Below are 21,725 nucleotides of genomic sequence, written 5' to 3'. Positions count from 1 at the left end.
CGGCCGCGCACGCGTGCCTGCCGACAGACCCCACCTGCACCCCCGGCGCGCCGGGCGGCGGAGGGGGATCGACACCGACGATCAACACCCCGACCATCCAGACCACCGCACCCCAGGCACCCACGACAACGATCGGACCCGCCACCAACACCGGCATACCGACACTCCCCACGGACACCGGCGGAACCACACCCGGGATGAGCGTGCAGACCCCGGACTGGCCCACCGCCACCAACGGCTGCATCTACAACTGCGGGACGCCGACGGTCACCCGGCCGCCCGTCCAGACGACTCAGCGACCGATCGGCTCTAAACCCGGCCACAAATGGGCCAGTCAGCACAACGCCCGCGCAGACAGTCGGCAGCGGAGGGTCGGCGACGTCATCGACCGATCAGTCGTCGCTGCAAGATGAGTACATTCTCGACAATCGCCAAGAAGGCCTCCACGTGTGCGGCGTTATCGTGCGATGCACTAAGCACACCAAGTTGTTCGACCAGGATGAGACCGCGAAGATCTGGAACTATGCCGAGCTAATGGGGCCTGTAACCGCCGGCGCTTTGTGCGGAGCGGTATTGGCGGTGGCTGGAGCCGCGGCATTCGCCGAGGGCGGCCCTGCTGCATTGGCCGGCGGTGCCATCGGTGGAGCCGCTGGTACCATCGCCTGTACAGGAGTTGCGGGCTACGAGATGTGAGGCGCCCCGCGTTTTCCGGACCGAGATTTCTGCGGTTTCTATGCCGCTGCCAGCGACGATTCGTACCGACTGCGCACCTCATTCGGAGTTCGATACCCGAGTGTGGAATGCAATCGCCTCCGATTGTAGTACATCTCGATATACCACGCAATATCGTCGCGTGCCTTTCTTCGTGTCGGGTACACCATCACGTGAACCCGCTCGTTCTTCAACGCCCCGAAGAACGATTCTGCGAGTGCATTATCCCAACACACGCCGGTCCGGCCGACCGAGGCCCTCAAATCGAGCTGGTCGAGCTTTCTCATGTACTCCGAGGAAGTGTATTGACTTCCCCGGTCGTGGTGCATTATGCATCCCGGCTCGAGGAGGTGATTGCGCGCCGCCATGTCGACTGCGGCGACCGCCAGGTCGGCGCGCATGTGGTCGGCCACCGCCCACCCGATCACCTCACGGTTGAAGCAGTCGATCACCGTCGCCAGGTACAGCCACCCCTCCCAAGTGCGGATGTAGGTGATGTCACCGACGAGCTTGACGCCGGGCCGGTCGGCGGTGAAGTCCCGCTGCACCAGATCCGGCCGATCCGCCGCGGCCTCGCCGGGGATGGTCGTCCTCCGGAACGGCCTAGGTTGCACAGCAACGAGATTCATCTCACGCATGAGTCTGCGGACCAGTTCGTCGCCGACGTCCTCGCCACCGCGGAGCAGCTCGGCGTGGATCCGCCGGTACCCGTACCGGCCGCCGTGGGCGTCGAAGAGCGCCTCGATCTTCAGACCCAGGTCCGTCCGCCGCCGCGCAGCCGCGGACTCCCCGCGCCGGCGCCACTCGTGATAGCCCGAGCGCGACACACCCAGCCACGCCAGCATCTGATACAGCCGGGGCGCGACACCGTCGACGACCACCGTGGGATCCGCGTACTCCGCCGCGATGAACGCATATCTCTCGCTCACCGCTGCTCCTTCGCGAAGTACGCCGCCGCTTTTTTTAAGAAGGCGTTCTCCAACATCAGGTCGCGGTTCTCCCGCTCCAACTCCCGCAGTCGGGCACGCTCGGACAGCTCCAACGGTGGTTCCTCCTCGCCGGCGTGTTCCTCGCGGTACTTCTTCACCCAGTTACCGACGGTCGTCTCGTTCAATCCATGCTCACGAGCGATGGCAGCGATCGACCGGTTGCCCTCGACAACCAGCTTCGCCGTCTCCTCTCGGAACTCCGGAGAGAATTTCTGCCGCTTCATCCCAGCATCCCCTTTCAGGAATGGATCCTATTTTGTCCTCAGTCCGGGATCCAGGAGGCACGCCAGGTCCGCGGGCACGGCGCCCGCTACAAGTGGGGTGTCCTCGGGATCGGTGTCGGCGCTCAGGCGGCGTTCTCCATCGCCTTCCAGGGCATCCCCACATCCGGACCCGTGCTGCAGACGGCGTATCACCTCACCACCCATCAGCTCGGCATCGTCCTCGCCGCGGTCACCTGCGGGATCGCGATCACCGAGGTCGCCTGGGGCATCGTGACCGATCGGGTCGGCGAACGACCGGTGCTGATCACGGGCCTGTCCGGAACGACGATCATGTTCGTCCTCGCCGCCGTGTTCCTCGCGCCGCACGGGAACGCGGTCCCCAGCTACTGGCTGTTGTCGGCCGTGCTGCTCATCGCAGGCGCGTCCGGCGGGTGCATCAACTCCACCAGTGGACGGGCGGTGATGGGCTGGTTCAAGCCGAACGAACGTGGTTTCGCCATCAGTATCCGTGCGACCGCGGTGCCGGTCGGTGGCGCCATCGGCGCCGCGGTCCTGCCGCCGTTGGGTATGGCGTTCGGGTTCCGGTGGGTGTTCGTGTTCCTCGCGGTGCTGTCGGCTCTGGCGACCGCTGCCGTCGTCGCCTTCCTGGATGAGGCCCCCATCCCGAAGTCCAACCAGGCGGCCGGCGGGGCGGCCGGCGAGAGTCCGTTGCGACGGTGGGTGATCTGGCGCGTGGCACTGGTGGCGTTCCTCCTCGATCTGCCGCAGTTCACCGTCCTGACCTTCGGTGCCATCTTCCTGCACGAGGTCAAGCACATGTCGATCGGCTCCATCGCGGGACTGCTGGTCGTCGTCCAGATCCTCGGCGGCGCCTCCCGCGTCATCGGCGGCAAGTGGACCGACCTGAAGGGCGGCCGCTACCGCCGGAGCATCGTCCGGATCTACAGCTGGCTGATCACCGCGGGCTTCGCCCTCCTCGCCCTGTACGGCGCACTATCGACCTGGGCCGTCGCAGCCCTGCTCGTCGCCTCGGGGGCACTCGCCTGCGGATGGCACGGCGTGCACTACGCCGACATCGCGGTCACCGCCGGCGCCGAGCGCTCCGGTACCGCATTGGGATTGGAGAACACCATGGTGTTCGGCGGCGCGTTCATCACCCCGATCATCATCTCCACCCTCCTGCCCGCCGCCTCCTGGTCGACGGTGATGCTTCTCGTCGGCGCTCTCCCGGCACTGATCTCCGCGTTCCTCATGCCTCGTGAGCCGCGCCGAGACCTCGCCATCTGACGCGCACCACACTCGTCTGGTGTTCGGATCGGGATCGAGCCGCTCCGATCCGAACACCAGGAGTAATGTGTTGAAACAGTTACATCGAGCTTCGATCCGCCTCCACCGGGAAGGGATGTCAGCCATGGCCGAAACCGATCCGCCGGTCAGCCTCAAACTCGTCGGGACCATCCACGGCCGGTTCTCCGACCAGCCCACCGACGACCTGACGAATCCGGATACCACGTCGGTATGGTTGCGCAACAACGGATTCCCGACGGTGCTTCATCTCACGGATGAGGAGGTCGCCGACCTGCGTGCCCTGCGGCAGGCGATCTTCGACATCTTCACCGCCCAGACCACCGGAGCGGCACAGCACCCCGCGGCGGTAGCAGAGCTCAACCGCGCATTGGGACACGGCGCGGTGGCACTCGCCTCGGTGGACCCGCAGGCTCCAGACCGGTTGATTGCGGTGGATGCCGCCGCCGACCGGGCCGACGCCGTCCTGTACCGGATCGCCGCCGACGCCCTCGCGCTCACGACGGGACCGCACGCCCACCGAGTGCGGCAATGCACCGCGCACACCTGCGGCACCTTCTTCGTCGACACCTCGCGCGCCGGCAACCGCAAGTGGTGCTCCGCCGCCACCTGCGGCAACAGAGCTCGCGTCGCCGCCCACCGGACCCGTGCCCGCGACGAGGTGTCCGACACATGAACTCCCACCCGGACGCCCGCCGCGACCACTGCCCGCTCTGGGACCTCGACGCGTGCATCACTCCAGAGACACGCGAGCACGCCGACGCCGCGATAGCCATCGTCGACGCCCGCGTCCGAGAGACCAGCGGCCCGCAGGAGCAACTGTGATCTACATCGACACCACGGCACTGGTGAGACTCGTCATCCGCCACCCGGAGACGCCGCTGCTGTGCGCATGGATGCGCACGAACCGCGACCAGGCATTCCTGTTCAGCTCGATATCACGCCAGGAGATCCGCGACAACCTCCCCGCAGCCACCGAGGCGATCCGAACCCGCACACGGGAGGTGTTCGCCTGCCCCCAGCTGATCGAGGTCCAGTCGGACGGACTGGTCCGGGACACCGCGAAGGACCTGGTCACCACCGACTTCGGACATACCCGCGCCATACACCTGGCGACGATCATCCCGTTCCAGGCCAGGATCGACTCGATCCTGTCGTACGACATCGAGCTGCTCACCGCCGCGGCCCGACTGGGAATCGCGCCCCAGGCGCTGTGACCGGCTCCGTCGACGGCACATCCGACCACGAGGGGGAGAAAACCATGGACGAGCGTCAACTCAGAGCATTCACCACCATCGCGCAGACCCGCAGCTTCACGCGCGCCGCCACACAGCTGGGATACTCCCAGTCCGCGGTGACCTCTCAGATCAAGAGCCTCGAGCAACAGATGCGCTGCCCTCTCTTCGAACGGCGAAGAGACGGTACGTACATGACGGCAGCTGGACAACGGCTCCTGCCCACCGCTCAGCGGATCCTGCGGCTGACCGAGGAGGCACTGTCCGCAGGTCGCGACGACCACGATCTGGAAGGCACCCTGAACATCGGAGCGACGGAGTCGATAGCGACGTACCGTCTGCCCGCGGTCATTCAAGAGTTCCGCTGCAGATACCCGAACCTGCGCTTGAGCATCAAAACGTTCCACGAGGGCGCCGTCGCGATGCTCGCGGCGCTCAGCGGCTACACGATCGACGCCGCGTTCCTCCACACCGACGCCGCGCTACCCGCCCCCTACGACAGCGTCGGACTGGGCGATGAACCGCTGAGCCTCGTCGCGCACCCCTCCATCACCACCACCGAGGACCAGCCGCTGCTCACCGTCGGAGAGCACTGCATCTATGCCAGCACCTACCATTCGACAGGCAGCCGGGACCGGCACACCACGGTCATGGGCCTCGGAACGATCGAAGCGGTCAAACAGGCCGCGATCGCCGGCATCGGCGTCGCCCCCCTCCCGACGGTGGCGGTCGCCCGCGAACTCGGAGCCGGGGCATTGCACGAGATCGCCTGGGCGAATCCGGCTCCGCTCACCGCTCGCGCCGCCTGGCTCGGCGAACACGCGACCAACCCGCCGATACGGGCCCTCGCAGACATCCTGCGCAACAAGCCGATTCCTGCTCACGCAGCGGCCGCCTGAACCCACTCGCTACGAAGGATCCCGCATGCCCACAGCAGTAGTCACCGGCGCCTCCAGCGGAATCGGCGCCGCCACCGTGCGTGCGCTCGCCGCCGACGGATACAGAGTCCACGCGGTCGCGCGCCGCGCCGAACGCCTCGAGGACCTCACTCTCGAGACCGGCGCCGTCCCGCACGTGACCGACCTGACCGACCCGGACGATGTCGCCGGTCTCGCTGAGTCGATCACCGACTGCGACGTCCTCGTTAATGTGGCCGGAGGTGCGTTCGATCTCGCGTCGATCACCGATACCGCGCCCGAGACCTGGCGACAGACCTTCGAGATCAACGTCCTAGGCACCCTCCGGATCACCGAGATCGCACCCGGAATGGTGCACACCGAAGAGTTCGCGCTCAACCGGGTCAACGATCCAGACCGGGCCGCCGCCACCTACCGCGACGTCGACCGCCCTCTCACCGCCGACGACGTGGCGGCGATCATCGTCGCCGTCCTCTCCCTGCCTGCCCACGTCAATATCGACCAGATCGTGGTACGGCCCGTCGCGCAATCCTCTGCCACCCACACCCACCGCGGGCCGATCTTCGCCCCACACTCCGCGCCCCAGGAAGGTGACTCATGACCGTCCAGTCCATCAGGTCCGTCACCGACGATGACGATCACGATGACCAGTGCCGAAGCTCACACCCAGTCCCTCGTCATACAGTGCTGGCCGCCGTACTGGTCGTAGGCGGCCTACTCGGGCTGGTCGCGTCATTCGCGCTCACCCAGGACGACTTCACCCTCCTCGGGAACCCCACCGCGCACCTCATGTGCTCGATCAGCGCCACGCTCCAGTGCGGGAGGAACATCCTGTCCTGGCAGGGCAAGGTCTTCGGGTTCCCCAACCCGCTGCTCGGCCTGATGACGTTTCCCGCGCCCCTCGTTGTGGGCGTGGCCCTACTCGGCCGGGTACGTCTCCCACGCTGGTACTGGCTCGTGTTCAACCTGGGCATGTGGTTCGCGATGGGATTCATCGCATGGCTCGCCTACGAAAGCATCTTCCACCTCGGCACCCTGTGCCCTTGGTGCGCAGTTGTATATGCCGCCGTGATCCCTATGTGGCTCACCGTGACGGTGCACAACATGACACAAGGGCGCGTCGGCGCCGCACTACAGCGGATCGGCGCCGCGATCACACCGTGGACACTGCTCATCACCGCGCTGCTCTACGCCGTGATCCTCGCCGCAGCGCAGGCGAACCTGAACATCCTCGCCTCACTGTAGGGGCCAGCCAATGGGAAATGCCTCCACCCACGCCGGCGGCGCCGATAGCCACCGCGACCTACGATCTGGTGCTGATCGTGGACGAGGAGGGTGCGCTGCGCAGCGCACCCGCGGACCAGCCGGTGATGCGACTGGCCCGCTCGTACCTGGGACGGGACGTCATCCGACTGGCAGGCGTCGCAGTCGTCGCGCGCGTCATAGACGGAGAGCACGGTGAGAGCTACGCGGATCTCTCCCCCTCCCAGCTGACGCGGGCCACGGCCCGCTTGAACGAGCTGGTCTGACGACCGGATCGCGACTGCACCACAACCAACACATTGTGTGGCGCAATCGTCCCGTGACCCACGAGACCGAACGGACCGAAGACACCGCCCCGACCCACCCGAGCAGCCCCACCGATTCCGACTGGTCCCCCTACGGTGCGGATCTGGGCCGCCGCGTGCAGGCGCTGCGCCGTGAGCGTGGTCTGTCGCAGACGCAGCTGGCCGAACGCGCGGGGCTGCACCGCAACCAGGTGTCGAACATCGAGCGCAACACCAGCTCGGGTGACCGGTGTTCGGACCCGCACCTGTCGACGCTGTACCGGCTCGCGGCGTCGGGTGTGCCGCCGGAGCGGCTGCTGCCGCAGCGGTGAGGGACCGTCGCTCGGGGGCCGTCGATCAGTTCGCTTCGGTGTAGAACTGCGCGAGGCGTGCGATCGCTTCTGCTTTCGACATCTGTCTGGTCCCGGAGGATGTGACTCCACAGGCTCGCACCGTAGTCGGTGCGGTCGACCGGATGGCCGATGCGCGTGTACAGCACACGTCCGTCCGGGAGCGCGAACCGATAGATGACGTGGTGGGTGCCCGGCGACCGGTCGCGCTCCTCCGCCGCTCCCAGCCCTCGACCGCGCAGGACTCGTGGTGATCGTCGCGGGTGGCGCAGCGGTGATGATCCCCCACCCGATCAGCTCCGGAGCCAGGAGCGCAGCTGATCGTCGGAGGCGATGGACACGATCTGCACGAGGGCCCAGTTGTCGGCATGGTTCGGTGCGATCCGGAGGCTGTCGGACCATTCGTCTGCGTAGTCCCGCAGCGCGTCGATCATCTCGTCGATCGCCTCGTCGAGGGTCGACCCGTCGGCCGCGATCGGGGTGCCGGGGATGAAGATCGACCACCCGTCGGCCTCGGCCACCACAGCGGCGCCGGACGGGTGCACCGACATGAGGTAGTGCAGCAGCCGGTCCGCGTCGACGGCGGCGACGCGCCTGTCGTCGCGGACTATACCCGTCGGTCGTCCCTCACCAGCGGCGTCGAGGATGTCCTCGAGATGGTCGCGTGCGTCGCGGACGCTGCGGTAGGTCGTGTCCATGGTCGCCTCCCGTGTACACGATCGTGCACGTGAGATTCGTCCGGAGGGACGCGGTTGCCCGTCCTGGAATATCGTTTGACGATACTACCGTATAGCGATAGTATCGTGAAGCGATACGGTCGTTCGCTGACAGCGACACCGAGGTGGTCTGGCAGCTGAGGTTCGTGAAGCGGTTCAGTCCGGAACTGGCGCGGAAAGCCCGCAGCAAGATGCAGCTCATCGACGCGGCGGGGAATGTGAATGATCTGCGTATCCCTCCCGGGAACCGACTGGAGAAACTCAGCGGGGTTCGGTCCGGTCAGCACAGCATCCGAATCAACGACCAGTGGCGTCTCTGTTTCCGATGGGACGACGGCGCGCACGACCTCGAACTCGTGGACTACCACTAACGGAGACGAGCCATGGCCGACTTCCTTCCCACCCACCCGGGGATCCTGCTGCGCACCGAGTTCCTCGAGCCGCTCGGTATCTCGCAGTACGCGCTCGCGAAGGCGACCGGACTCCCCCTGCCCCGGATCAACGCGATCGCCAACGGTAGGCGGTCGATCACGGCGGACACGGGGCTGCGGCTCGCCCGTGCGCTCGGCCTGTCGGAGATGTTCTGGATCAACATGCAGGCCCGCTACGACGCCGACATCGCCCGCAGCGCACACGCCGACGAACTGCTCGCCGTGACACCGCTGGCGGGCCGATCCGCCGCCGGGTCCACGGCTGCATCGCGAACCGCATCGACTGGGGAACCGACCGGACGATGCGGAGAACGATCACCTTGACGTACTGGTCGTTCACCGCGCAGGTCAGCAGTCCCCGACCACCGGCGAACACCGCAGTCCACTGGTCGGCCCGTTTGTCGTATCGCCCGCCACCCTTGGGATCGTCGAGGATCGCCGAGAACGTCGCATCGAAGGAACGCCGCATGTCGTCCGGTAGCGCCGCGTACTGTTCCCGGGCGATCTCCAACCAGATCGGCGAATACAGCGCCACCAACCCGTCCTCCTCGGGGAGGTCGGGAGTCCATCGAAGTCACCAGCGGCCACCTGCGCGATGACGCTGCGCTCCTCCGGAGTCGGCGGGTTGAGTCGCAGGTGCGCCACACCCCACCACCGATCGCGAACCTCGTCCACCCGCGACAGGTCGAAGTCGTCGTCGGTCTCGGCCAGGGCGATCCGGAACTCCGCCTCGAACTCTGCAAGGTCCTCGGGTGCCACAGCGGCGAGCGCGGCGCGGATCGCGGGACCGGTCCTCTCCACCGCGATGTAGCCACTCACCTGCGCATCGTATCGCCCGCCTGCCGTTCGCGATGCCAGCCACGCGTCGCCTCCTGGTCGCACGCACCGTCCAGCGGACGCGCCGTATGCGGTCGGTGAATCGGTACCGAAGGGGCCGTCGCAGCTCGGTAGAGGATCACGGTGCGGATGGGATCGCGACGACGCTGTCCGGCGGCGACCGGGTGGGGGTGGCCGTTCGACCTCCAGTCCGCACGGATCCTCGCCACCTACCGGGTGCCCGAACACGCCTCGTACGACGACGCGCTCATCGCCGCGGTGGCCGAGTCCGCGGGGATGACCGTCGCGACCCGCAACGTGCGGCATTTCGAACCTCTCGGTGTCCGCCGCCTCGATCCGTGGCGCGATCCGAGATAGCGGACTGCCGCAGTGAGGGGACCGTCTCGGGCGTTGACTGCAACCACCCCCAGACGTACAATTTTCTGTACGTAGAGAGGTGATCGCTGTGAAGACCATGACCTATTCCGAATCCCGGGCGAAGTACGCCGAGACGCTCGATGCGGTGACCAACGACCGCGAGGAGGTCGTGATCACCCGCGCCGGGCACGAGCCCGTCGTGATCGTGTCGCTCGACGACTACCAGTCGCTCAAGGAGACCGCCTACCTGCTGCGGAGCCCGGAGAACGCACGTCGCCTGATCGCCTCCATCGAGCGCCTCGAATCCGGCGGCGGAGACGAGCACGGTCTCATCGACGGATGAGGCTGGTCTGGGACTCCCTCGCCTGGGAGGACTACGTCCGGTGGCAGACCGAGGACCGCAAGATCCTCAAACGCGTCAACACGCTGATCAAGGACATCGACAGGAACGGCAACGAGGGCATCGGCAAGCCCGAACCGCTCAAACACGGATTCCAGGGCTACTGGTCGCGCCGGATCACCGACGAGCACCGGCTCGTCTACAAGATCGCCGACGGCGACATCCGTATCGCCGCATGCCGGTACCACTACAGCCGCTGATGATCGGGATGGCCTGCCCACAGCGGAGGAGCTGTTCAGGGAGGTCCGCCGCCGATCCACGATGCATCGGATGCGCGGCTGGGGCGACGACACCGGGCTGCTGCCGACCGGGGTGAGCGCGCTGTGTGATCCCGACACCGCCGTCATACTTGTGGAGGGGGCTCGACAAGCCCATCGGGTCGGCGGCGCGGCGACGCCGGTATTCGATCGTCTGCCCGCCGGACACGTGCAGCTCTCGCCGCCGGTCCTCGAACGCGTTGCCGACGCCGGGGGTCATTGCCGCGGCGAGCTCATACAGCCGACGGAGCGTCGGCAGCCACTGGCAGTCCGCGAGCGGCGACGAGCGCTGCCACGACCGCGACTGCGGCGGTCATCCACGCGAGTCGGGACGGCCCCCAGGCGTGGAGGACGGGCCCGCCGACGATCGAGCCGATCAGGATGCCGACGTACATGGCGCTGTTGTTCCAGGCCAGGGCTCCACCTGCTCGGTTGCCGAAGTGCACGACCAGACGCGCTTGCTGCGCGGGGAAGAACGGGTAGGCGGCCAGCGCGAACGCGGCGAACACGCACAGCAGAGCGGCGGTGGGGGCATGCATCAGGACACCGAAGAGCGCTTCGACCACGGCGACCAGGACGAGTCCGGCGACGCTCACGACTCGGCCGCCGTAGCGGTCTGCGAGCTTGCCGCCGATGAGGTTGCCGACGACGGCGCCGAGTCCGTAGCAGACCAGTGCTGCCGCCACCAGGCTGGGCGCCCATTCGCGATCGACTCGCAGGATCGTTCCGAGGTAGGTGTACAGCCCGTAGACGGCGAACGCCCACAGCATCGTCACCGCGACCGCACGGACACGGCTCCACGTCGCGAGCACCGCCGCGGCGGCCGACCGACCGCCACCTTCTGTCGCCGGTTGCGACTTCACGGTGGAGGCGACCAGCACCTGAAGCCCGACGGTCGCCGCGGCGAGGACCACGAAGACCATGTGCCAGCCCACCCATGCGGCGAACAGCGTCCCGAGCGGCGCCCCGGTCGCCAAGGCGAGCAATAGACCAGAGGTCACGGTCGCCAGCCACCCGGCGCGCTGATCTCCCGGTGCGCTCGCCCCGATCAGCGCGTAGATCGTCGGTGTGATCCCTGATGCCGCCGCACCCGCCAGGAGCCGGGCGGCCAGCAGCACCCAGAACGGCGCCGGTATGGCGGTGATCAGGTTCGCGGCAGCGAACGCCGCGAGCGCCCCGAGTAGCACGCGGCGGTGACCGATCCGCTCTGCGAGCGCGCCGTTGAACGGGCCACCGACGATGTAGGCCAGCGAGAACGCGGTGACCATCCAGGCTGCGACGCTCAGGCTGACACCGGCCTCCTCGCTGATCTGCGGAAGCAGCGGAGAGACCACGAACAGATCGGTACCGACCATGAACAGGGACAGCCAACCAACAAAACGAGATATCATCGATGGATAATATCCATAATTATGCCGGCTCTATGATGTCGGCTATGGAGTTGCCCAGCACCGTCGAGTGGGGCATGCACTGCTGCTGGCTGCTGGCACAGACGCCGCCGGACTCACCGCTGCCGCGCCGTAGGCTCGCCGAGTTCTACGGGCTCCCCGAGCCCTACCTCGCCAAAGCGCTCAAGGCGCTCGTGAACGCCGGGATACTTGTGGCGACCACCGGACCACGCGGTGGCTACCTGCTCGCGCGACCGGCGGAGAAGATCACCGCACTGGACGTCGTCATCGCGGTCGACGGCGACACGGAGATGTTCCGCTGCACCGAGATCCGGCAACGCGGACCGGTCGGATTGTCACCAGGGCAGTGCCGACGCTCGTGTGGCATCGCGTCCCTGATGCACAACGCCGAAACGGCCTGGCGCAACGAACTCGCGGCCACCACCATCGCCGACCTACTCACCTCATCCGCGATGGGCTCACGCAGCCGCGCCACGAAGTGGCTCGGAACCCTCGCCGCCCGCAGCTAGAGACGTCCCACCCGACCAGGTTGGTGATCGGCCCGCTCCCGAGCACGTCCCGCCGGGGTCGCGGACTGGCGACCGTGACCCGGCGCTCTCCCGAGCGATGATCGGGTCACCTCAGCCGCGAGCGGCTATCAGCTCGCCCTGCTGCTCGCGGCTGCGCTGTCGTGCCTGCAGGACGAGATCCCAGCCCCAGAGCCCGAGAGCGAGGGTCGCGACCGCAGCGCCAACGGCGGGAACGGCCGGGTAGCCGTGCCCGTCCGCGAGGACGAGGCCGCCGATCCACGGGCCCAGCGTGATACCGACGTTGAAAGCCGAGATGTTCCCCGAGACCGAGAGCGTCGGGGCCTTCGGGGCGATCGCGAGGAACCGGGAGTTCAGCGCCGGGTTGGTGTAGGACCCCACCAGACCGACCGCGATCACGAGCACGACCGTCGCGACCGCCCGGTGCGCGAGCAGGGAAAGCAGGAGCAATGCCAGGAAGAGTCCTGCGAAGCCGATACCGAGCACTGCGCGGGGGGAGCCGGTCGGCAGCCCTGCCTGCGATCGAGATGCCCATGAGCGCACCGAACCCCTATCCGAAGAGCACCGCCAGCACCCAGGCCGAATCGAGGCCGGCGGTCTCGAGCAGCATCGCGGCCGGATAGGAGAACGCGTCCAGCAGTGCGGTCGTCGCGACCGCCGTCATCGCATACGACAGCCACCGGCGGAGCGGGCGGAGCCCACGCAGTTCGTCACGCAGGCTCGGCGGGTTCTCTACTCGCAGAGCGGGAACCGAGGCGACGAGCACAACCGCGGCGAGGGTCGAGAGGATCGCGACCGCCCAGAATGCGCCGCGCCAGCCGAGCAGTTGCCCGATCCATGTGCCGGTGGGCAGTCCGATCACGGTGGCGACAGTGAGGCCTCCGGCGACGATGCCCATCGCCTGTCCTCGACGCGCGGGACCGATCATCGCCATCGCCGTGCTGCCGCCGACAGCCCAGAATCCTGCATAGGCGAACGCCCCGGCGAACCGCGTCGCGAACAGCAGGCCGTAGCTGTCGGAGAGCGCGCCCACGATGTGGCTGAGCACAATACCCGAGGAACACCAGCAGGGCGAGCCGACACGGCCACCGCAGAGTGACGACCGCCACTACGGTGGCTTCATCGACGCCACGGGTTGTGGCGACGCTCCGGGCTGATGAGCCTGGACGAGATCGCCGCCGTCCTCGCCGGACCTGAACACAGCCGTGGCTGGCGGCAGATCGTCGCTGAACGACGCAAGGCTCTCGACACACAGATCGAGCAGATGACCACCGCCCGCGACTACCTCGACCACCTGCTCACCTGCCCTCGCCAGCACTCGCTGGACGGATGCCCCGAATTCGAGCACGCCATCCAGCAGCCGGTCACATCCGGTGGCTCCCGATCAGAGCGAGAGCGCCGTCCAGGGCACGCCGGAGGGCTTGCGGATCACGACGGGCCTGGGTGAGCACGAGACCGCCCTGCAGACTCGCCAGCGTGGAGGCGGCGAGCCAAGCGGCATCGGTATCCGGCCGAAGCTCGCCGCTCGCGATCATCGAGGCCAGACCGTCGCGGATGGCCGCCTCCCATCGATCGAAGCCGGACGCCAGAACGGTACGGATACCGTCGTCGCGTTCGCCGACCTGACCGACGAGGTTGGCGATCGGGCAGCCTCCTCGGCCGCCCTGCCGCTCCTGCAGCGCGACGAGCTCGTCCGCCCAGCGGGTGAGACCCGCCCACGAGCCGAGCTCGGCGAACAGGTCACGCTGCCCGTCGAGAACGACATCGTTGGTCGCCTCGGCGACCGCACGAAGCAGATCGGCCTTGTCGTCGAAGTAGTGATACAGCTGGCTGCGGGACGCCGCCGCGCGATCACCCACCTCGTCCAGACTGGCAGCGACGGCACCCCTCTCGGCGACCACTCGCGTAGCGGCATCGATGATGCGGCGTCGGGTCGCCATCCCCCGCTGTGTGGTCGGCTGCACTCCCATGCCGCAAGTATCTCACTGGACTTGACAGTCCAGTCCGCGTCGGAGAGACTCGACTGGACTAATCAGTCCAATGTGACCGCGACCCGATCTGGAGATCCGATGTCTGCCACCATCCACGAACAATCCGCCCAGGCGAAGGCCGTAGCCGCGCAGCGCCTACCGGGCCCCGTGCTCGAGGTCTTCGACCGCAGCATCCAGAACCTCGTCGACCAGGGCCTGCCCAGCGAAGCGATCACCGTGGGCGACACCCTGGCCCCGTTCACGCTCACCGACGCCACCGGTGCACCCGTGTCCCTCGACGAGTTGCTGGCGACCGGCCCGGCGGTGGTGGTCTTCTATCGGGGCGGCTGGTGCCCGTACTGCAACATCGCGCTGCGCACCTACCAGGCCGAACTGCTGCCCCGGCTCGGCGCCTTCGGAGCACGGTTGGTCGCCATCAGCCCGCAGACCCCCGACGAGTCACTCTCCACCGCCGAGAAGGCCGGCCTCGAGTTCACGGTGCTCTCCGATCCAGGCAGCCGCCTCGCACACTCGATCGGCATCGCCTTCGAACAGGCGGAAGACGTCCTCGACGCGCAACACCGACTAGGACTCGACCTCGCCGACGTCAACGCCGAGGGTGCGGTCCGGCTGCCACGCCCGACCGTCCTCATCGTCGATCGGACCCGCACCGTCCGCTTCGTCGACATCCAGGCCGACTACACCGCTCGGACCGAGATCGAGGACATCCTGGCCGCCCTGGAGCGATGACGTCTCCGATCGCCGCAGACTCGGCCCCGCGGGGCGCGACCCTGGACGCCCGATGACGCGGCGGCACCGTCGGGCATCAGGCGAGGGGCCGCCTCACCAGGCGTAGTGCTCCGGGGCCGTGCGGTAGCCGGGGAAGATCTCGTCCAGGCGGGCGAGCGCCTTCTCGTCCAGGCGTACGTCGAGGGCGCGGACGGCGTCGTCGAGTTGCCCTGCGGTCCGGGGACCCACGATCGGTGCGGTGACGGCGGGCTGGTGCAGCAGCCATGCCAACGCCACGTCACCGGGCTCGTGCCCCAGCTCGCCGGCGAAGTCCTCGTAGGCCTCGATCTGCACGCGCTTGTCCTGCACCGTCTGCGCGGCGCGTCCCTCCAACCGCCGCCTGCCCTCGCGCTCCTTCCGCAGTACACCGCCCAGCAGCCCGCCCTGCAGCGGTGACCAGGGGATGATCCCGAGACCGTAGCTTTGCGCAGCCGGGATCACCTCCAACTCGATGTCGCGGGCGATCAGGTTGTACAGCGATTGTTCGCTGGACAGGCCGACCAGATTCCGCTGCGCCGCTGCGCCCTGGGCCTGGGCGATGTGCCAGCCGGCGAAGTTGCTGCTCCCGACGTACAGGATCTTGCCCTGGGCGATCGCGACCTCGATCGCCTGCCAGATCTCGTCCCACGGGGTGGCCCGGTCGATGTGGTGGAACTGGTACAGGTCGATGTAGTCGGTCTGGAGCCGGGCGAGGCTCGCGTCCAGCGCTCGGCGGATGTTCAGTGCCGACAGCTTGCCCTCGTTGGGCCATTCGCCCATGTCGGCGTAGAGCTTGGTCGCGAGCACGGTGCGCTCGCGGCGACCACCACCCTGCGCGAACCAGCGGCCGATGATCTGCTCGGTCGACCCCTTGCCGTCGCCGAGTCCCGACACGCCGCCCGACCGCAGCCCGTAGGCGTTCGCGGTGTCGAAGAAGTTGATGCCGTGCCCGTGCGCCGCATCCATGATCGTGTGCGCGTCGGCCTCGCTGGTCAGCGGGCCGAAGTTCATCGTGCCCAGGCATAGGCGCGACACCGACAGGCCGGAGCGGCCGAGGTGCGTGTACTGCATGGTGATTGTGGATCCCTTCCGAGATGTTCGCCAGGTACCCCATGGCGACTTCCGTGCCGGCCCCCACTCGCAGTCTGTCCCTTGGAGTGCGCTCTAAGTCAAGCCCCTGCGCATCCCCTCGGACCGTCGCCCGGGGCCCGGGGCCCGGGGCCCGGGGCCCGGGGCCCCGCGATCAGGCCAGCGGCGCCAACGCTTCGGCCAGCGGTGCGAGCACCGACGGGTCCAGCGGCGGGCGCAGGTACACGATGGCGAGGTCGAGCCCGACCTCGCCGAGCGCCGCCACCTGATCCGCCGTCGCTGCCGGCCCCTTGACCGGGTCGAACGCGACATGGCTGGAGAGCGTGATCTCTGCTGGGTCGCGGCCGATGTCCGCGCAGTGCGCGTGCAGCACGTCCCGCTTGTGCGCGAAGTCCTCCGGCGTGCCGCCGGTGAAGTTCCAGTGCTGGGCGAAGCGCGCCGCCGTCCGCAACGTCCGCTTCTCGCCGCCGCCACCGATGCAGATGGGCGGGTGGGGTCGCTGCGGCCCCTTCGGCTCGTTCTGCGCGTCGACGAGCTGGTAGTAGGTCCCGTCGAAGGTCGTCGACGGCTGCGACAGCAGCCCGACCAGGACCTCGCACGCCTCCTCGAACCGGTCACTGCGCTGCCGGGGCGTGCCCAACTCCAGGCCGTAGGCGCCGGACTCCTCCTCGTTCCAGCCCGCGCCGATACCCAGTTCCAGCCGGCCCGCCGAGATGATGTCGAGGGTCGAGACCATGTTCGCGAGCACCGCGGGATGCCGGTAGTGGATGCCGGTGACGAGAGTGCCCAACCGCAGCCGTTCGGTGGCCTGCGCGAGCGCCGCCAGCATCATCCATCCCTCGAGACAGGGGCCGCCCGCGTTGCCGTCGATCGGATAGAAGTGGTCGAAGTTCCAGCCCGACTCGAATAACTCGATCTTGTCGGCCTCCCGCCAGACCGCGAGCACATCCTCCCAGGTGGTGCTCTGGTTGGCCGTCTTGAATGCAAAACGCATCGATTCACTCCTCGAGGACTGTGGTTCTCCGCGGCCCGGGCCGCCTCGACCGGCAAACCCCGGCCGATGTGGTCAACCCTATCCACCACACCTGTGCAGCAGGCCGCGCTGCGAACACACACCCCAGCCTGGTCTCAGCGGTGTGCCTGTCGATTTCGACAGGGCTTGCGCGTCGTAGCTATCGAGGGTCCGATGGACGGACCCACCGCATGAAGGGGACACGGATCATGACGCAGTATCTCGTGCTCATCTACCAGGACGAACAGCAGATCGGCGACCCGCCGCCGGCGGAGATGGGCCAGGCGCACCAGTCCTTCATCGCAGCCAACGGCGCTGCGCTTCGCGGCGGCAACGCCCTGGGGAGCTCGGCCACCGCCACCACCGTCCGCCCCGACGGAGCGGGCGGGTTCGTGGTCACGGACGGCCCGTTCGCCGAGACGAAGGAACAACTCGGCGGCTACTACCTGATCGAGGCGACGGACCTGGACGCCGCAATCGCCCTCGCCAAGCAGGTGCCGATGGCCGAAGGCGGGGTGGAGGTCCGCCCGATCTGGTCGGTGCCGGGTGCCGTCGGCTGACGTCGCCACCGCGGTGGGTGACGCGCACCGGCGCGAGTGGGCCTTCGTGCTCGCCGCGACGGTGCACGTCACGCGCGATATCGACCTCGCCGAGGAGTGCGTCCAGGACGCGTACGCCCAGGCGCTGACGGCGTGGGGGCAGCGCGGCGTGCCGGCACGCCCCGGCGGTTGGCTCACCACCGTGGCCCGCAACCGGGCACTGGATCTGTTGCGGCACCGCGCCACCGCGTCCCGGGCGCTGCCGCTGCTGGTCACCGACGAACGCGAGGAGGACATCGCGGAACAGGTCGCCGACGCCGTAGACCCGCACTTCGCGGACGACAGGCTGCGACTGATCTGCACCTGCTGCCACCCGACCCTCGCGGTCGAGGCACAGGTCGCGCTCACCTTGCGCCTGGTGTGCGGGCTGTCCACCGCCGAGGTGGCCCGCGCGTTCCTCGTGTCCGAATCCACCATGGCGGCGCGAATCACCCGCGCCAAGAAGAAGATCGCCGCCGCCCGCATCCCGTATCGGGTGCCCACGCCGGCCGACCTGCCCGACCGCGTCGACGCGGTGCTGACCGTGGTGCACCTGCTCTTCACGACCGGCCACACCGCGCCCTACGGCGCCGAGCTGATACGCCGTGAGCTGACCGAGCGCGCCATCGAGATCGCGCGCATCCTCCACACGCTGGTCCCCGAGCACGCCGAGGCGGCCGGCCTGCTGGCCCTGATGGTGCTCACAGAGGCCCGCAGGGACGCGCGGCTCGATGCCGACGGTGCGATGGTCGCGCTGGAACGTCAGGACCGGACCAGGTGGGACCGCGAGCTCATCGCCGAGGGACTCGCCCTCGTCCACGGCTCGCTGCGTCGGCCGGGACCGTACGCGCTACAGGCCGCGATCGCCGCAGTCCATGCCGAGGCCGACGGCTACGACGCCACCGACTGGCGCCAGATCGTCGGCCTGTACGACGAATTGGCCCGCCGCTGGCCCTCCCCCATCGTCGCCCTCAATCGCGCTGTCGCCCTCGGCTACGCCGACGGCCCCAGACCGGCCCTGGATGCCCTGGACGCTCTCGCGGCGCACCCCCAGCTCGCGGCGTACGAGTACCTCCCGGCCGCCCGCGCGCACTTCCTCGGCCGACTCGGACGCCTCGACGAGGCCCGCGCCGCGTACGACGAGGCGATCCTCCTCGCAGGCAACGACGTGGAACGCGAATTCCTCGTTCGCAAGCGGGACGCGGTATAGCCCCGACGAACGCTGACCTGTACGTATGCGGCACCGTCGGGGGTCGGGCGTGGCCCGGCCGCCCGCACGGCGCTATCGTGCTGAGGATGAGGCTCCCACGTGTGGCCGTCGCCCTCCTCGGCGGCCTGCTCCTGCTGTCCGGCTGCGCCGGGGGGCCGGGGGGCGGCGCCGCATCGCCGTCACCCAGGCCGGCTGCGCTGATCACGGTGGATCACGCGGCGACGACGCTGCACAACCCCGCGACGCCGATCGTCGTCCAGGCCGACGGGGAGCCGTTGTCGAAGGTCGTGGTGACGTCCGTCCGAACCGGCAAGGTGGTCGCCGGGACGTTCGGGCCGAAGAACGCGACGTGGACGAGCACGTCGCCGCTCGAATTCGGCGCCAGGTATACGGTGGCCGCGGAATCGGCCGGGGCGGGTTTCCTGTCCGCCTCCAAGTCGGCCGTCGTGGCCACGATCCCCACGGACAAGACCGCATATGCCAACGTGGTCCCCGACCCCGGCCTCGTCGCGAGCACCGGGATCGGCGTGGGGCAACCGATGGTCTTCCAGTTCACCAAGCCCGTGGTGAACAAGGCCGCGGTGCAGAAGCTACTGGTGATCACCACCGACCCACCGCAGCCCGGCGCGTGGTACTGGACCGACGACCAGGACGTGCACTACCGCGCCGCGACCTACTGGCGGCCCGGCACCAGGATCCACATCGAGGCACACGTGTTCGGGGTGGACCTGGGCAACGGGATCTACGGGGCGGAGAACAACACCGCGGACTACACGGTGCACGACTCGTGGATCGCGAAGGCCGACGGCGCCACCGAGACGCTCACCGTGTTCCACAACGGCGCGCAGGTGAACTCGATGCCGATGAGCCTGGGCGATCCCGGGCACCCCTCGCACAACGGCCCGCACGTGGTGTCGGCGAAGACGCCGAGCATCGTCATGGATTCGTGCACGTACGGCGTGTGCCAAGGCGACCCCGGCTACTACAGCGAGACGGTCTATCTCGACCTGCGGATCTCGAACGACGGCGAGTTCGTCCACTCCGCGCCGTGGTCGGTGGGTCAGCAGGGCAACAGCAACGTCTCGCACGGCTGCGTCAACCTCTCACCCGCGAACGCACAGTGGATGTACGACCACTTCAACATCGGCGACGTGGTGGAGGTGACGAATTCGGGCGGACCGCCCCTGCCGGTGTGGGACACGTACGGCGACTGGGAGGTCCCATGGTCCACCTGGCAGGCCGGCAACGCCACGAACTGAGGGCGACGAGCCCGCATCGCGTATCGCCGGGACGGGTAGCATCGCAGCGGCAGGCACACCGACGGTGACGGGAGCCGGGAAGTGGTGAGACGGCACATCATCAACGCCGCCGACGCGGTGATACCGGAGGCGTTGGAAGGGCTGGCACTCGCACATCCGGACCTGGTGCACTACAACGCCGAGTACGGATTCATCAGGCGCGCCAGGCGCGCTCGCGACAAAGTCGGGCTCGTCTCGGGCGGCGGCTCCGGCCACGAGCCGCTGCACACCGGGTTCGTGGGGGTCGGCATGCTCGACGTGGCGGTGGCGGGCGCGGTGTTCGCGAGCCCCACCGCACTGCAGGTCCACGAGGGCACGCTCGCCGCCGACAGCGGCCGCGGTGTCCTGCAGATCGTGAAGAACTACACCGGCGACGTCCTCAACTTCACCATCGCCGGCGAGTTGGCGGGCGACCGCGAGGTCGAGACCGAGATGGTGCTGGTGGATGACGATCTCGCGACCGATGCCGGGAGCGCAGCGAGCGGGTCGCATGTCGCAGACACCACCGACGCCGACGGGCCGGGGCGGCGGGGCACCGCGGCCACCGTCGTCGTCGAGAAGGCGGCGGGTGCCCGGGCCGAGCAGGGCGGCACGCTGCGCGAGGTGACGACGGTGGCGCGCCGCGTCGCTCGGCACTCGCGCACGATGAGCCTGGCGCTGGCCGCGGGAACGCACCCCGGCGCCGACCGCCCGCAGTTCGACCTGGGGTCCGACGAGATCGAGCTGGGCGTAGGTATCCACGGCGAACGAGGCGTGGCCAGAGCGGCTTTCGCGCCCGCGGACGAGTTGGCGGCGAGCCTCGTGGAGCCGCTGGTCGCCGATCTCGGTTTGCGGCGCGGCGCCGGCGTGCTCGCGGTGATCAACGGCCTGGGTGGAGAGACGCCGATCGAGCTGTCGATCGTCGCCCGCGCCGTGCACCTCATCCTCGCCGGCCTTGGGATCACGGTGCGGCGCAACCTGGTCGGCGACTACGTCACGTCGCTCGACATGCACGGCTTCTCCGTGACGCTGACCCCCGCCGACGACGACCTGATCGCCCTCTGGGACGCACCGGTGCGTACCCCGGCGCTCACCTGGTGAGGAGCCCTGGATGATCGAGACACAGCCGCTACCCGACGGATTCGCGCGGGCGTGGGTCATGGGGATGACCGATCTGTTCGACGGTGACGGCGACGTGGCGGTCGCACTGGGCGAGTTGGATCGGCGCGCGGGCGACGGCGACTTCGGCACCAACATCACCACAGCCTTCCGCCGGACGCGGACCGAGGTCGACAAGGCACGGTTGACCACCGCGCAGCCGCAGTCGTTCTCGGCGTGGCTCACGGCGGTATCGCGGGGATTCCTGGGCACCGGCGGGACGAGTGGGCCGCTGTTCGGGATGTTCTTCCGCGACGTCGCCCGCTCCGGTGTCGCGGACTCCCCCGTGCTCGCTGACCTCGCCGCGGGTCTGAGCACCGGCGTCGCGACCGTCCAGCGATACGGGAAGGCGCACGTGGGACACAAGACGATGGTGGACGCGCTGGCTCCAGCGGCGGACGCGCTCGCGCGGCGGGCGGCCGCAGGTGCCGACCCGGCGGACGCGCTCGAC

31 protein-coding genes and 1 pseudogene are annotated in these 21,725 nt (G+C 68.4%); 23 read left to right on the top strand and 9 right to left on the bottom strand.

Annotated features, from left to right (window positions below; genetic code table 11):
- Nucleotides 1-413, top strand: a pseudogene (locus ABD908_RS21350) (hypothetical protein); the annotation flags it as partial.
- A 318-nt stretch (nt 414-731) separates the two neighbouring features.
- Here the strand turns inward: ABD908_RS21350 and ABD908_RS21345 are convergent.
- Nucleotides 732-1,924 (bottom strand): IS3 family transposase gene (locus tag ABD908_RS21345; RefSeq protein WP_425584399.1). Its coding sequence is split into 2 segments (ribosomal slippage): nt 732-1,678 and nt 1,678-1,924, totalling 1,194 coding nucleotides; the frame shifts between segments, so codons are not numbered across the junction.
- Between ABD908_RS21345 and ABD908_RS21340 the strand changes: the two genes are divergently transcribed.
- From ABD908_RS21340 to ABD908_RS21300, 9 genes are all read left to right on the top strand, one after another.
- Nucleotides 1,829-3,211, top strand: a complete 1,383-nt coding sequence (locus ABD908_RS21340) for an MFS transporter (protein ID WP_344999771.1) — start codon at nt 1,829-1,831, stop codon at nt 3,209-3,211. The genes ABD908_RS21345 and ABD908_RS21340 overlap by 96 nt on opposite strands.
- Before the next feature lie 124 nt (nt 3,212-3,335).
- Nucleotides 3,336-3,905: a CGNR zinc finger domain-containing protein gene (locus ABD908_RS21335; RefSeq protein WP_344999769.1), complete on the top strand. Its 570-nt coding sequence runs from the start codon at nt 3,336-3,338 to the stop codon at nt 3,903-3,905.
- Complete coding sequence (locus ABD908_RS21330; protein WP_344999767.1) at nt 3,902-4,054, top strand: hypothetical protein; 153 nt, start codon at nt 3,902-3,904, stop codon at nt 4,052-4,054. The genes ABD908_RS21335 and ABD908_RS21330 overlap by 4 nt, the downstream gene beginning before the upstream one ends.
- Nucleotides 4,051-4,446 carry a PIN domain-containing protein gene (locus ABD908_RS21325; protein WP_344999765.1) on the top strand — a complete coding sequence of 132 codons (396 nt, stop codon included), beginning with the start codon at nt 4,051-4,053 and terminating at the stop codon, nt 4,444-4,446. The genes ABD908_RS21330 and ABD908_RS21325 overlap by 4 nt, the downstream gene beginning before the upstream one ends.
- Nucleotides 4,447-4,490: 44 nt before the next feature.
- Nucleotides 4,491-5,363, top strand: a complete 873-nt coding sequence (locus ABD908_RS21320) for a LysR family transcriptional regulator (protein ID WP_344999764.1) — start codon at nt 4,491-4,493, stop codon at nt 5,361-5,363.
- Between the two features lie 25 nt (nt 5,364-5,388).
- On the top strand, nt 5,389-5,982 hold the full coding sequence (locus tag ABD908_RS21315) for an SDR family oxidoreductase (protein WP_344999762.1): 594 nt from the start codon (nt 5,389-5,391) through the stop codon (nt 5,980-5,982).
- An 83-nt stretch (nt 5,983-6,065) separates the two neighbouring features.
- Complete coding sequence (locus tag ABD908_RS21310; RefSeq protein ID WP_344999760.1) at nt 6,066-6,626, top strand: vitamin K epoxide reductase family protein; 561 nt, start codon at nt 6,066-6,068, stop codon at nt 6,624-6,626.
- Between the two features lie 17 nt (nt 6,627-6,643).
- Entirely contained in the window at nt 6,644-6,910 is a 267-nt protein-coding gene (locus ABD908_RS21305; RefSeq protein ID WP_344999758.1) for a hypothetical protein, read from the top strand.
- A 53-nt stretch (nt 6,911-6,963) separates the two neighbouring features.
- Nucleotides 6,964-7,260, top strand: coding sequence for a helix-turn-helix domain-containing protein (locus tag ABD908_RS21300; protein WP_344999757.1), 297 nt, complete (start codon nt 6,964-6,966; stop codon nt 7,258-7,260).
- 311 nt (nt 7,261-7,571) lie between these two features.
- Here ABD908_RS21300 and ABD908_RS21295 read toward each other — a convergent pair whose 3' ends face one another.
- Nucleotides 7,572-7,976, bottom strand: a complete 405-nt coding sequence (locus ABD908_RS21295) for a prevent-host-death protein (RefSeq protein ID WP_344999755.1) — start codon at nt 7,974-7,976, stop codon at nt 7,572-7,574.
- 113 nt (nt 7,977-8,089) lie between these two features.
- Here ABD908_RS21295 and ABD908_RS21290 point away from each other — a divergent pair, with 113 nt between their 5' ends.
- Together ABD908_RS21290 and ABD908_RS21285 are read left to right on the top strand one after the other, a co-directional pair.
- On the top strand, nt 8,090-8,365 hold the full coding sequence (locus ABD908_RS21290) for a type II toxin-antitoxin system RelE/ParE family toxin (protein WP_344999777.1): 276 nt from the start codon (nt 8,090-8,092) through the stop codon (nt 8,363-8,365).
- Nucleotides 8,366-8,377: 12 nt separating this feature from the next.
- Nucleotides 8,378-8,749 (top strand): HigA family addiction module antitoxin, encoded by a 372-nt coding sequence (locus ABD908_RS21285; protein WP_344999753.1) that lies wholly within the window; start codon nt 8,378-8,380, stop codon nt 8,747-8,749.
- Between the two features lie 24 nt (nt 8,750-8,773).
- On the opposite strand, the gene ABD908_RS21280 is transcribed toward ABD908_RS21285, so the two are convergent.
- Nucleotides 8,774-9,184 (bottom strand): DUF6247 family protein, encoded by a 411-nt coding sequence (locus tag ABD908_RS21280; RefSeq protein ID WP_425584400.1) that lies wholly within the window; start codon nt 9,182-9,184, stop codon nt 8,774-8,776.
- A 207-nt stretch (nt 9,185-9,391) separates the two neighbouring features.
- On the opposite strand from ABD908_RS21280, the gene ABD908_RS21275 reads away from it, so the two are divergent.
- The 3 genes from ABD908_RS21275 (at nt 9,392) to ABD908_RS21265 (ending at nt 10,219) form a co-directional block, all read left to right on the top strand.
- Entirely contained in the window at nt 9,392-9,619 is a 228-nt protein-coding gene (locus ABD908_RS21275) for a PIN domain-containing protein (protein ID WP_344999752.1), read from the top strand.
- An 88-nt stretch (nt 9,620-9,707) separates the two neighbouring features.
- Complete coding sequence (locus ABD908_RS21270; protein WP_344999749.1) at nt 9,708-9,962, top strand: type II toxin-antitoxin system Phd/YefM family antitoxin; 255 nt, start codon at nt 9,708-9,710, stop codon at nt 9,960-9,962.
- The gene (locus tag ABD908_RS21265) at nt 9,959-10,219 is read left to right on the top strand and encodes a Txe/YoeB family addiction module toxin (protein ID WP_344999747.1); all 261 of its coding nucleotides are present in this window, start codon (nt 9,959-9,961) and stop codon (nt 10,217-10,219) included. Before ABD908_RS21270 ends, ABD908_RS21265 begins: the two co-directional genes overlap by 4 nt.
- A 290-nt stretch (nt 10,220-10,509) precedes the next feature.
- On the opposite strand, the gene ABD908_RS21260 is transcribed toward ABD908_RS21265, so the two are convergent.
- Complete coding sequence (locus ABD908_RS21260; protein ID WP_344999745.1) at nt 10,510-11,667, bottom strand: MFS transporter; 1,158 nt, start codon at nt 11,665-11,667, stop codon at nt 10,510-10,512.
- Nucleotides 11,668-11,711: 44 nt separating this feature from the next.
- Between ABD908_RS21260 and ABD908_RS21255 the strand changes: the two genes are divergently transcribed.
- Nucleotides 11,712-12,194, top strand: coding sequence for an RrF2 family transcriptional regulator (locus ABD908_RS21255; RefSeq protein ID WP_344999743.1), 483 nt, complete (start codon nt 11,712-11,714; stop codon nt 12,192-12,194).
- 111 nt (nt 12,195-12,305) lie between these two features.
- Here the strand turns inward: ABD908_RS21255 and ABD908_RS21250 are convergent, their stop codons facing one another.
- Both ABD908_RS21250 and ABD908_RS21245 read right to left on the bottom strand, forming a co-directional pair.
- Complete coding sequence (locus tag ABD908_RS21250) at nt 12,306-12,662, bottom strand: MFS transporter (RefSeq protein WP_344999741.1); 357 nt, start codon at nt 12,660-12,662, stop codon at nt 12,306-12,308.
- 100 nt (nt 12,663-12,762) lie between these two features.
- Nucleotides 12,763-13,245: an MFS transporter gene (locus ABD908_RS21245; protein WP_344999739.1), complete on the bottom strand. Its 483-nt coding sequence runs from the start codon at nt 13,243-13,245 to the stop codon at nt 12,763-12,765.
- A 123-nt stretch (nt 13,246-13,368) separates the two neighbouring features.
- On the opposite strand from ABD908_RS21245, the gene ABD908_RS27695 reads away from it, so the two are divergent.
- Nucleotides 13,369-13,659 (top strand): MerR family DNA-binding protein, encoded by a 291-nt coding sequence (locus tag ABD908_RS27695; protein WP_385923800.1) that lies wholly within the window; start codon nt 13,369-13,371, stop codon nt 13,657-13,659.
- On the opposite strand, the gene ABD908_RS21235 is transcribed toward ABD908_RS27695, so the two are convergent.
- Entirely contained in the window at nt 13,577-14,182 is a 606-nt protein-coding gene (locus ABD908_RS21235; RefSeq protein ID WP_344999734.1) for a TetR/AcrR family transcriptional regulator, read from the bottom strand. The two genes, ABD908_RS27695 and ABD908_RS21235, sit on opposite strands and share 83 nt — an antisense overlap.
- Before the next feature lie 99 nt (nt 14,183-14,281).
- On the opposite strand from ABD908_RS21235, the gene ABD908_RS21230 reads away from it, so the two are divergent.
- Nucleotides 14,282-14,932: a peroxiredoxin-like family protein gene (locus ABD908_RS21230; RefSeq protein WP_344999732.1), complete on the top strand. Its 651-nt coding sequence runs from the start codon at nt 14,282-14,284 to the stop codon at nt 14,930-14,932.
- Nucleotides 14,933-15,025: 93 nt separating this feature from the next.
- Here the strand turns inward: ABD908_RS21230 and ABD908_RS21225 are convergent, their stop codons facing one another.
- Both ABD908_RS21225 and ABD908_RS21220 read right to left on the bottom strand, forming a co-directional pair.
- On the bottom strand, nt 15,026-16,021 hold the full coding sequence (locus ABD908_RS21225) for an aldo/keto reductase (RefSeq protein WP_344999730.1): 996 nt from the start codon (nt 16,019-16,021) through the stop codon (nt 15,026-15,028).
- Nucleotides 16,022-16,193: 172 nt separating this feature from the next.
- On the bottom strand, nt 16,194-17,033 hold the full coding sequence (locus ABD908_RS21220) for an LLM class F420-dependent oxidoreductase (protein WP_344999728.1): 840 nt from the start codon (nt 17,031-17,033) through the stop codon (nt 16,194-16,196).
- A 209-nt stretch (nt 17,034-17,242) separates the two neighbouring features.
- Between ABD908_RS21220 and ABD908_RS21215 the strand changes: the two genes are divergently transcribed.
- From ABD908_RS21215 to ABD908_RS21195, 5 genes are all read left to right on the top strand, one after another.
- Nucleotides 17,243-17,611, top strand: coding sequence for a YciI family protein (locus tag ABD908_RS21215; protein ID WP_344999726.1), 369 nt, complete (start codon nt 17,243-17,245; stop codon nt 17,609-17,611).
- Nucleotides 17,598-18,839 carry an RNA polymerase sigma factor gene (locus ABD908_RS21210; RefSeq protein WP_344999724.1) on the top strand — a complete coding sequence of 414 codons (1,242 nt, stop codon included), beginning with the start codon at nt 17,598-17,600 and terminating at the stop codon, nt 18,837-18,839. Before ABD908_RS21215 ends, ABD908_RS21210 begins: the two co-directional genes overlap by 14 nt.
- Nucleotides 18,840-18,925: 86 nt before the next feature.
- Nucleotides 18,926-20,098: a L,D-transpeptidase gene (locus ABD908_RS21205; RefSeq protein ID WP_344999722.1), complete on the top strand. Its 1,173-nt coding sequence runs from the start codon at nt 18,926-18,928 to the stop codon at nt 20,096-20,098.
- Nucleotides 20,099-20,179: 81 nt separating this feature from the next.
- Nucleotides 20,180-21,217, top strand: a complete 1,038-nt coding sequence (locus ABD908_RS21200; protein WP_344999720.1) for a dihydroxyacetone kinase subunit DhaK — start codon at nt 20,180-20,182, stop codon at nt 21,215-21,217.
- A 10-nt stretch (nt 21,218-21,227) separates the two neighbouring features.
- On the top strand, nt 21,228-21,725 hold a 498-nt coding region (locus ABD908_RS21195; protein WP_344999718.1), incomplete at its 3' end, for a DAK2 domain-containing protein.

Source organism: Tsukamurella soli, assembly GCF_039541155.1.
Classification (GTDB): domain Bacteria; phylum Actinomycetota; class Actinomycetes; order Mycobacteriales; family Mycobacteriaceae; genus Tsukamurella; species Tsukamurella soli.
Note: the sequence above shows the minus strand (reverse complement) of the source record. Positions and strands in the feature narration are given on the sequence as shown.

Bases quoted from the DNA above. Each gene is read 5' to 3' on its own strand.
- ABD908_RS21215 (WP_344999726.1), top strand. From the start codon at position 17,243: ATGAAGGGGACACGGATCATGACGCAGTATCTCGTGCTCATCTACCAG.
- ABD908_RS21265 (WP_344999747.1), top strand. From the start codon at position 9,959: ATGAGGCTGGTCTGGGACTCCCTCGCCTGGGAGGACTACGTCCGGTGG.
- ABD908_RS21340 (WP_344999771.1), top strand. From the start codon at position 1,829: ATGCTCACGAGCGATGGCAGCGATCGACCGGTTGCCCTCGACAACCAG.
- ABD908_RS21320 (WP_344999764.1), top strand. From the start codon at position 4,491: ATGGACGAGCGTCAACTCAGAGCATTCACCACCATCGCGCAGACCCGC.
- ABD908_RS27695 (WP_385923800.1), top strand. From the start codon at position 13,369: ATGAGCCTGGACGAGATCGCCGCCGTCCTCGCCGGACCTGAACACAGC.
- ABD908_RS21230 (WP_344999732.1), top strand. From the start codon at position 14,282: ATGTCTGCCACCATCCACGAACAATCCGCCCAGGCGAAGGCCGTAGCC.
- ABD908_RS21315 (WP_344999762.1), top strand. From the start codon at position 5,389: ATGCCCACAGCAGTAGTCACCGGCGCCTCCAGCGGAATCGGCGCCGCC.
- ABD908_RS21235 (WP_344999734.1), bottom strand. From the start codon at position 14,182: ATGGGAGTGCAGCCGACCACACAGCGGGGGATGGCGACCCGACGCCGC.
- ABD908_RS21255 (WP_344999743.1), top strand. From the start codon at position 11,712: ATGGAGTTGCCCAGCACCGTCGAGTGGGGCATGCACTGCTGCTGGCTG.
- ABD908_RS21305 (WP_344999758.1), top strand. From the start codon at position 6,644: ATGCCTCCACCCACGCCGGCGGCGCCGATAGCCACCGCGACCTACGAT.
- ABD908_RS21275 (WP_344999752.1), top strand. From the start codon at position 9,392: ATGGGATCGCGACGACGCTGTCCGGCGGCGACCGGGTGGGGGTGGCCG.
- ABD908_RS21260 (WP_344999745.1), bottom strand. From the start codon at position 11,667: ATGATATCTCGTTTTGTTGGTTGGCTGTCCCTGTTCATGGTCGGTACC.
- ABD908_RS21295 (WP_344999755.1), bottom strand. From the start codon at position 7,976: ATGGACACGACCTACCGCAGCGTCCGCGACGCACGCGACCATCTCGAG.
- ABD908_RS21205 (WP_344999722.1), top strand. From the start codon at position 18,926: ATGAGGCTCCCACGTGTGGCCGTCGCCCTCCTCGGCGGCCTGCTCCTG.
- ABD908_RS21285 (WP_344999753.1), top strand. From the start codon at position 8,378: ATGGCCGACTTCCTTCCCACCCACCCGGGGATCCTGCTGCGCACCGAG.
- ABD908_RS21220 (WP_344999728.1), bottom strand. From the start codon at position 17,033: ATGCGTTTTGCATTCAAGACGGCCAACCAGAGCACCACCTGGGAGGAT.
- ABD908_RS21225 (WP_344999730.1), bottom strand. From the start codon at position 16,021: ATGCAGTACACGCACCTCGGCCGCTCCGGCCTGTCGGTGTCGCGCCTA.
- ABD908_RS21330 (WP_344999767.1), top strand. From the start codon at position 3,902: ATGAACTCCCACCCGGACGCCCGCCGCGACCACTGCCCGCTCTGGGAC.
- ABD908_RS21335 (WP_344999769.1), top strand. From the start codon at position 3,336: ATGGCCGAAACCGATCCGCCGGTCAGCCTCAAACTCGTCGGGACCATC.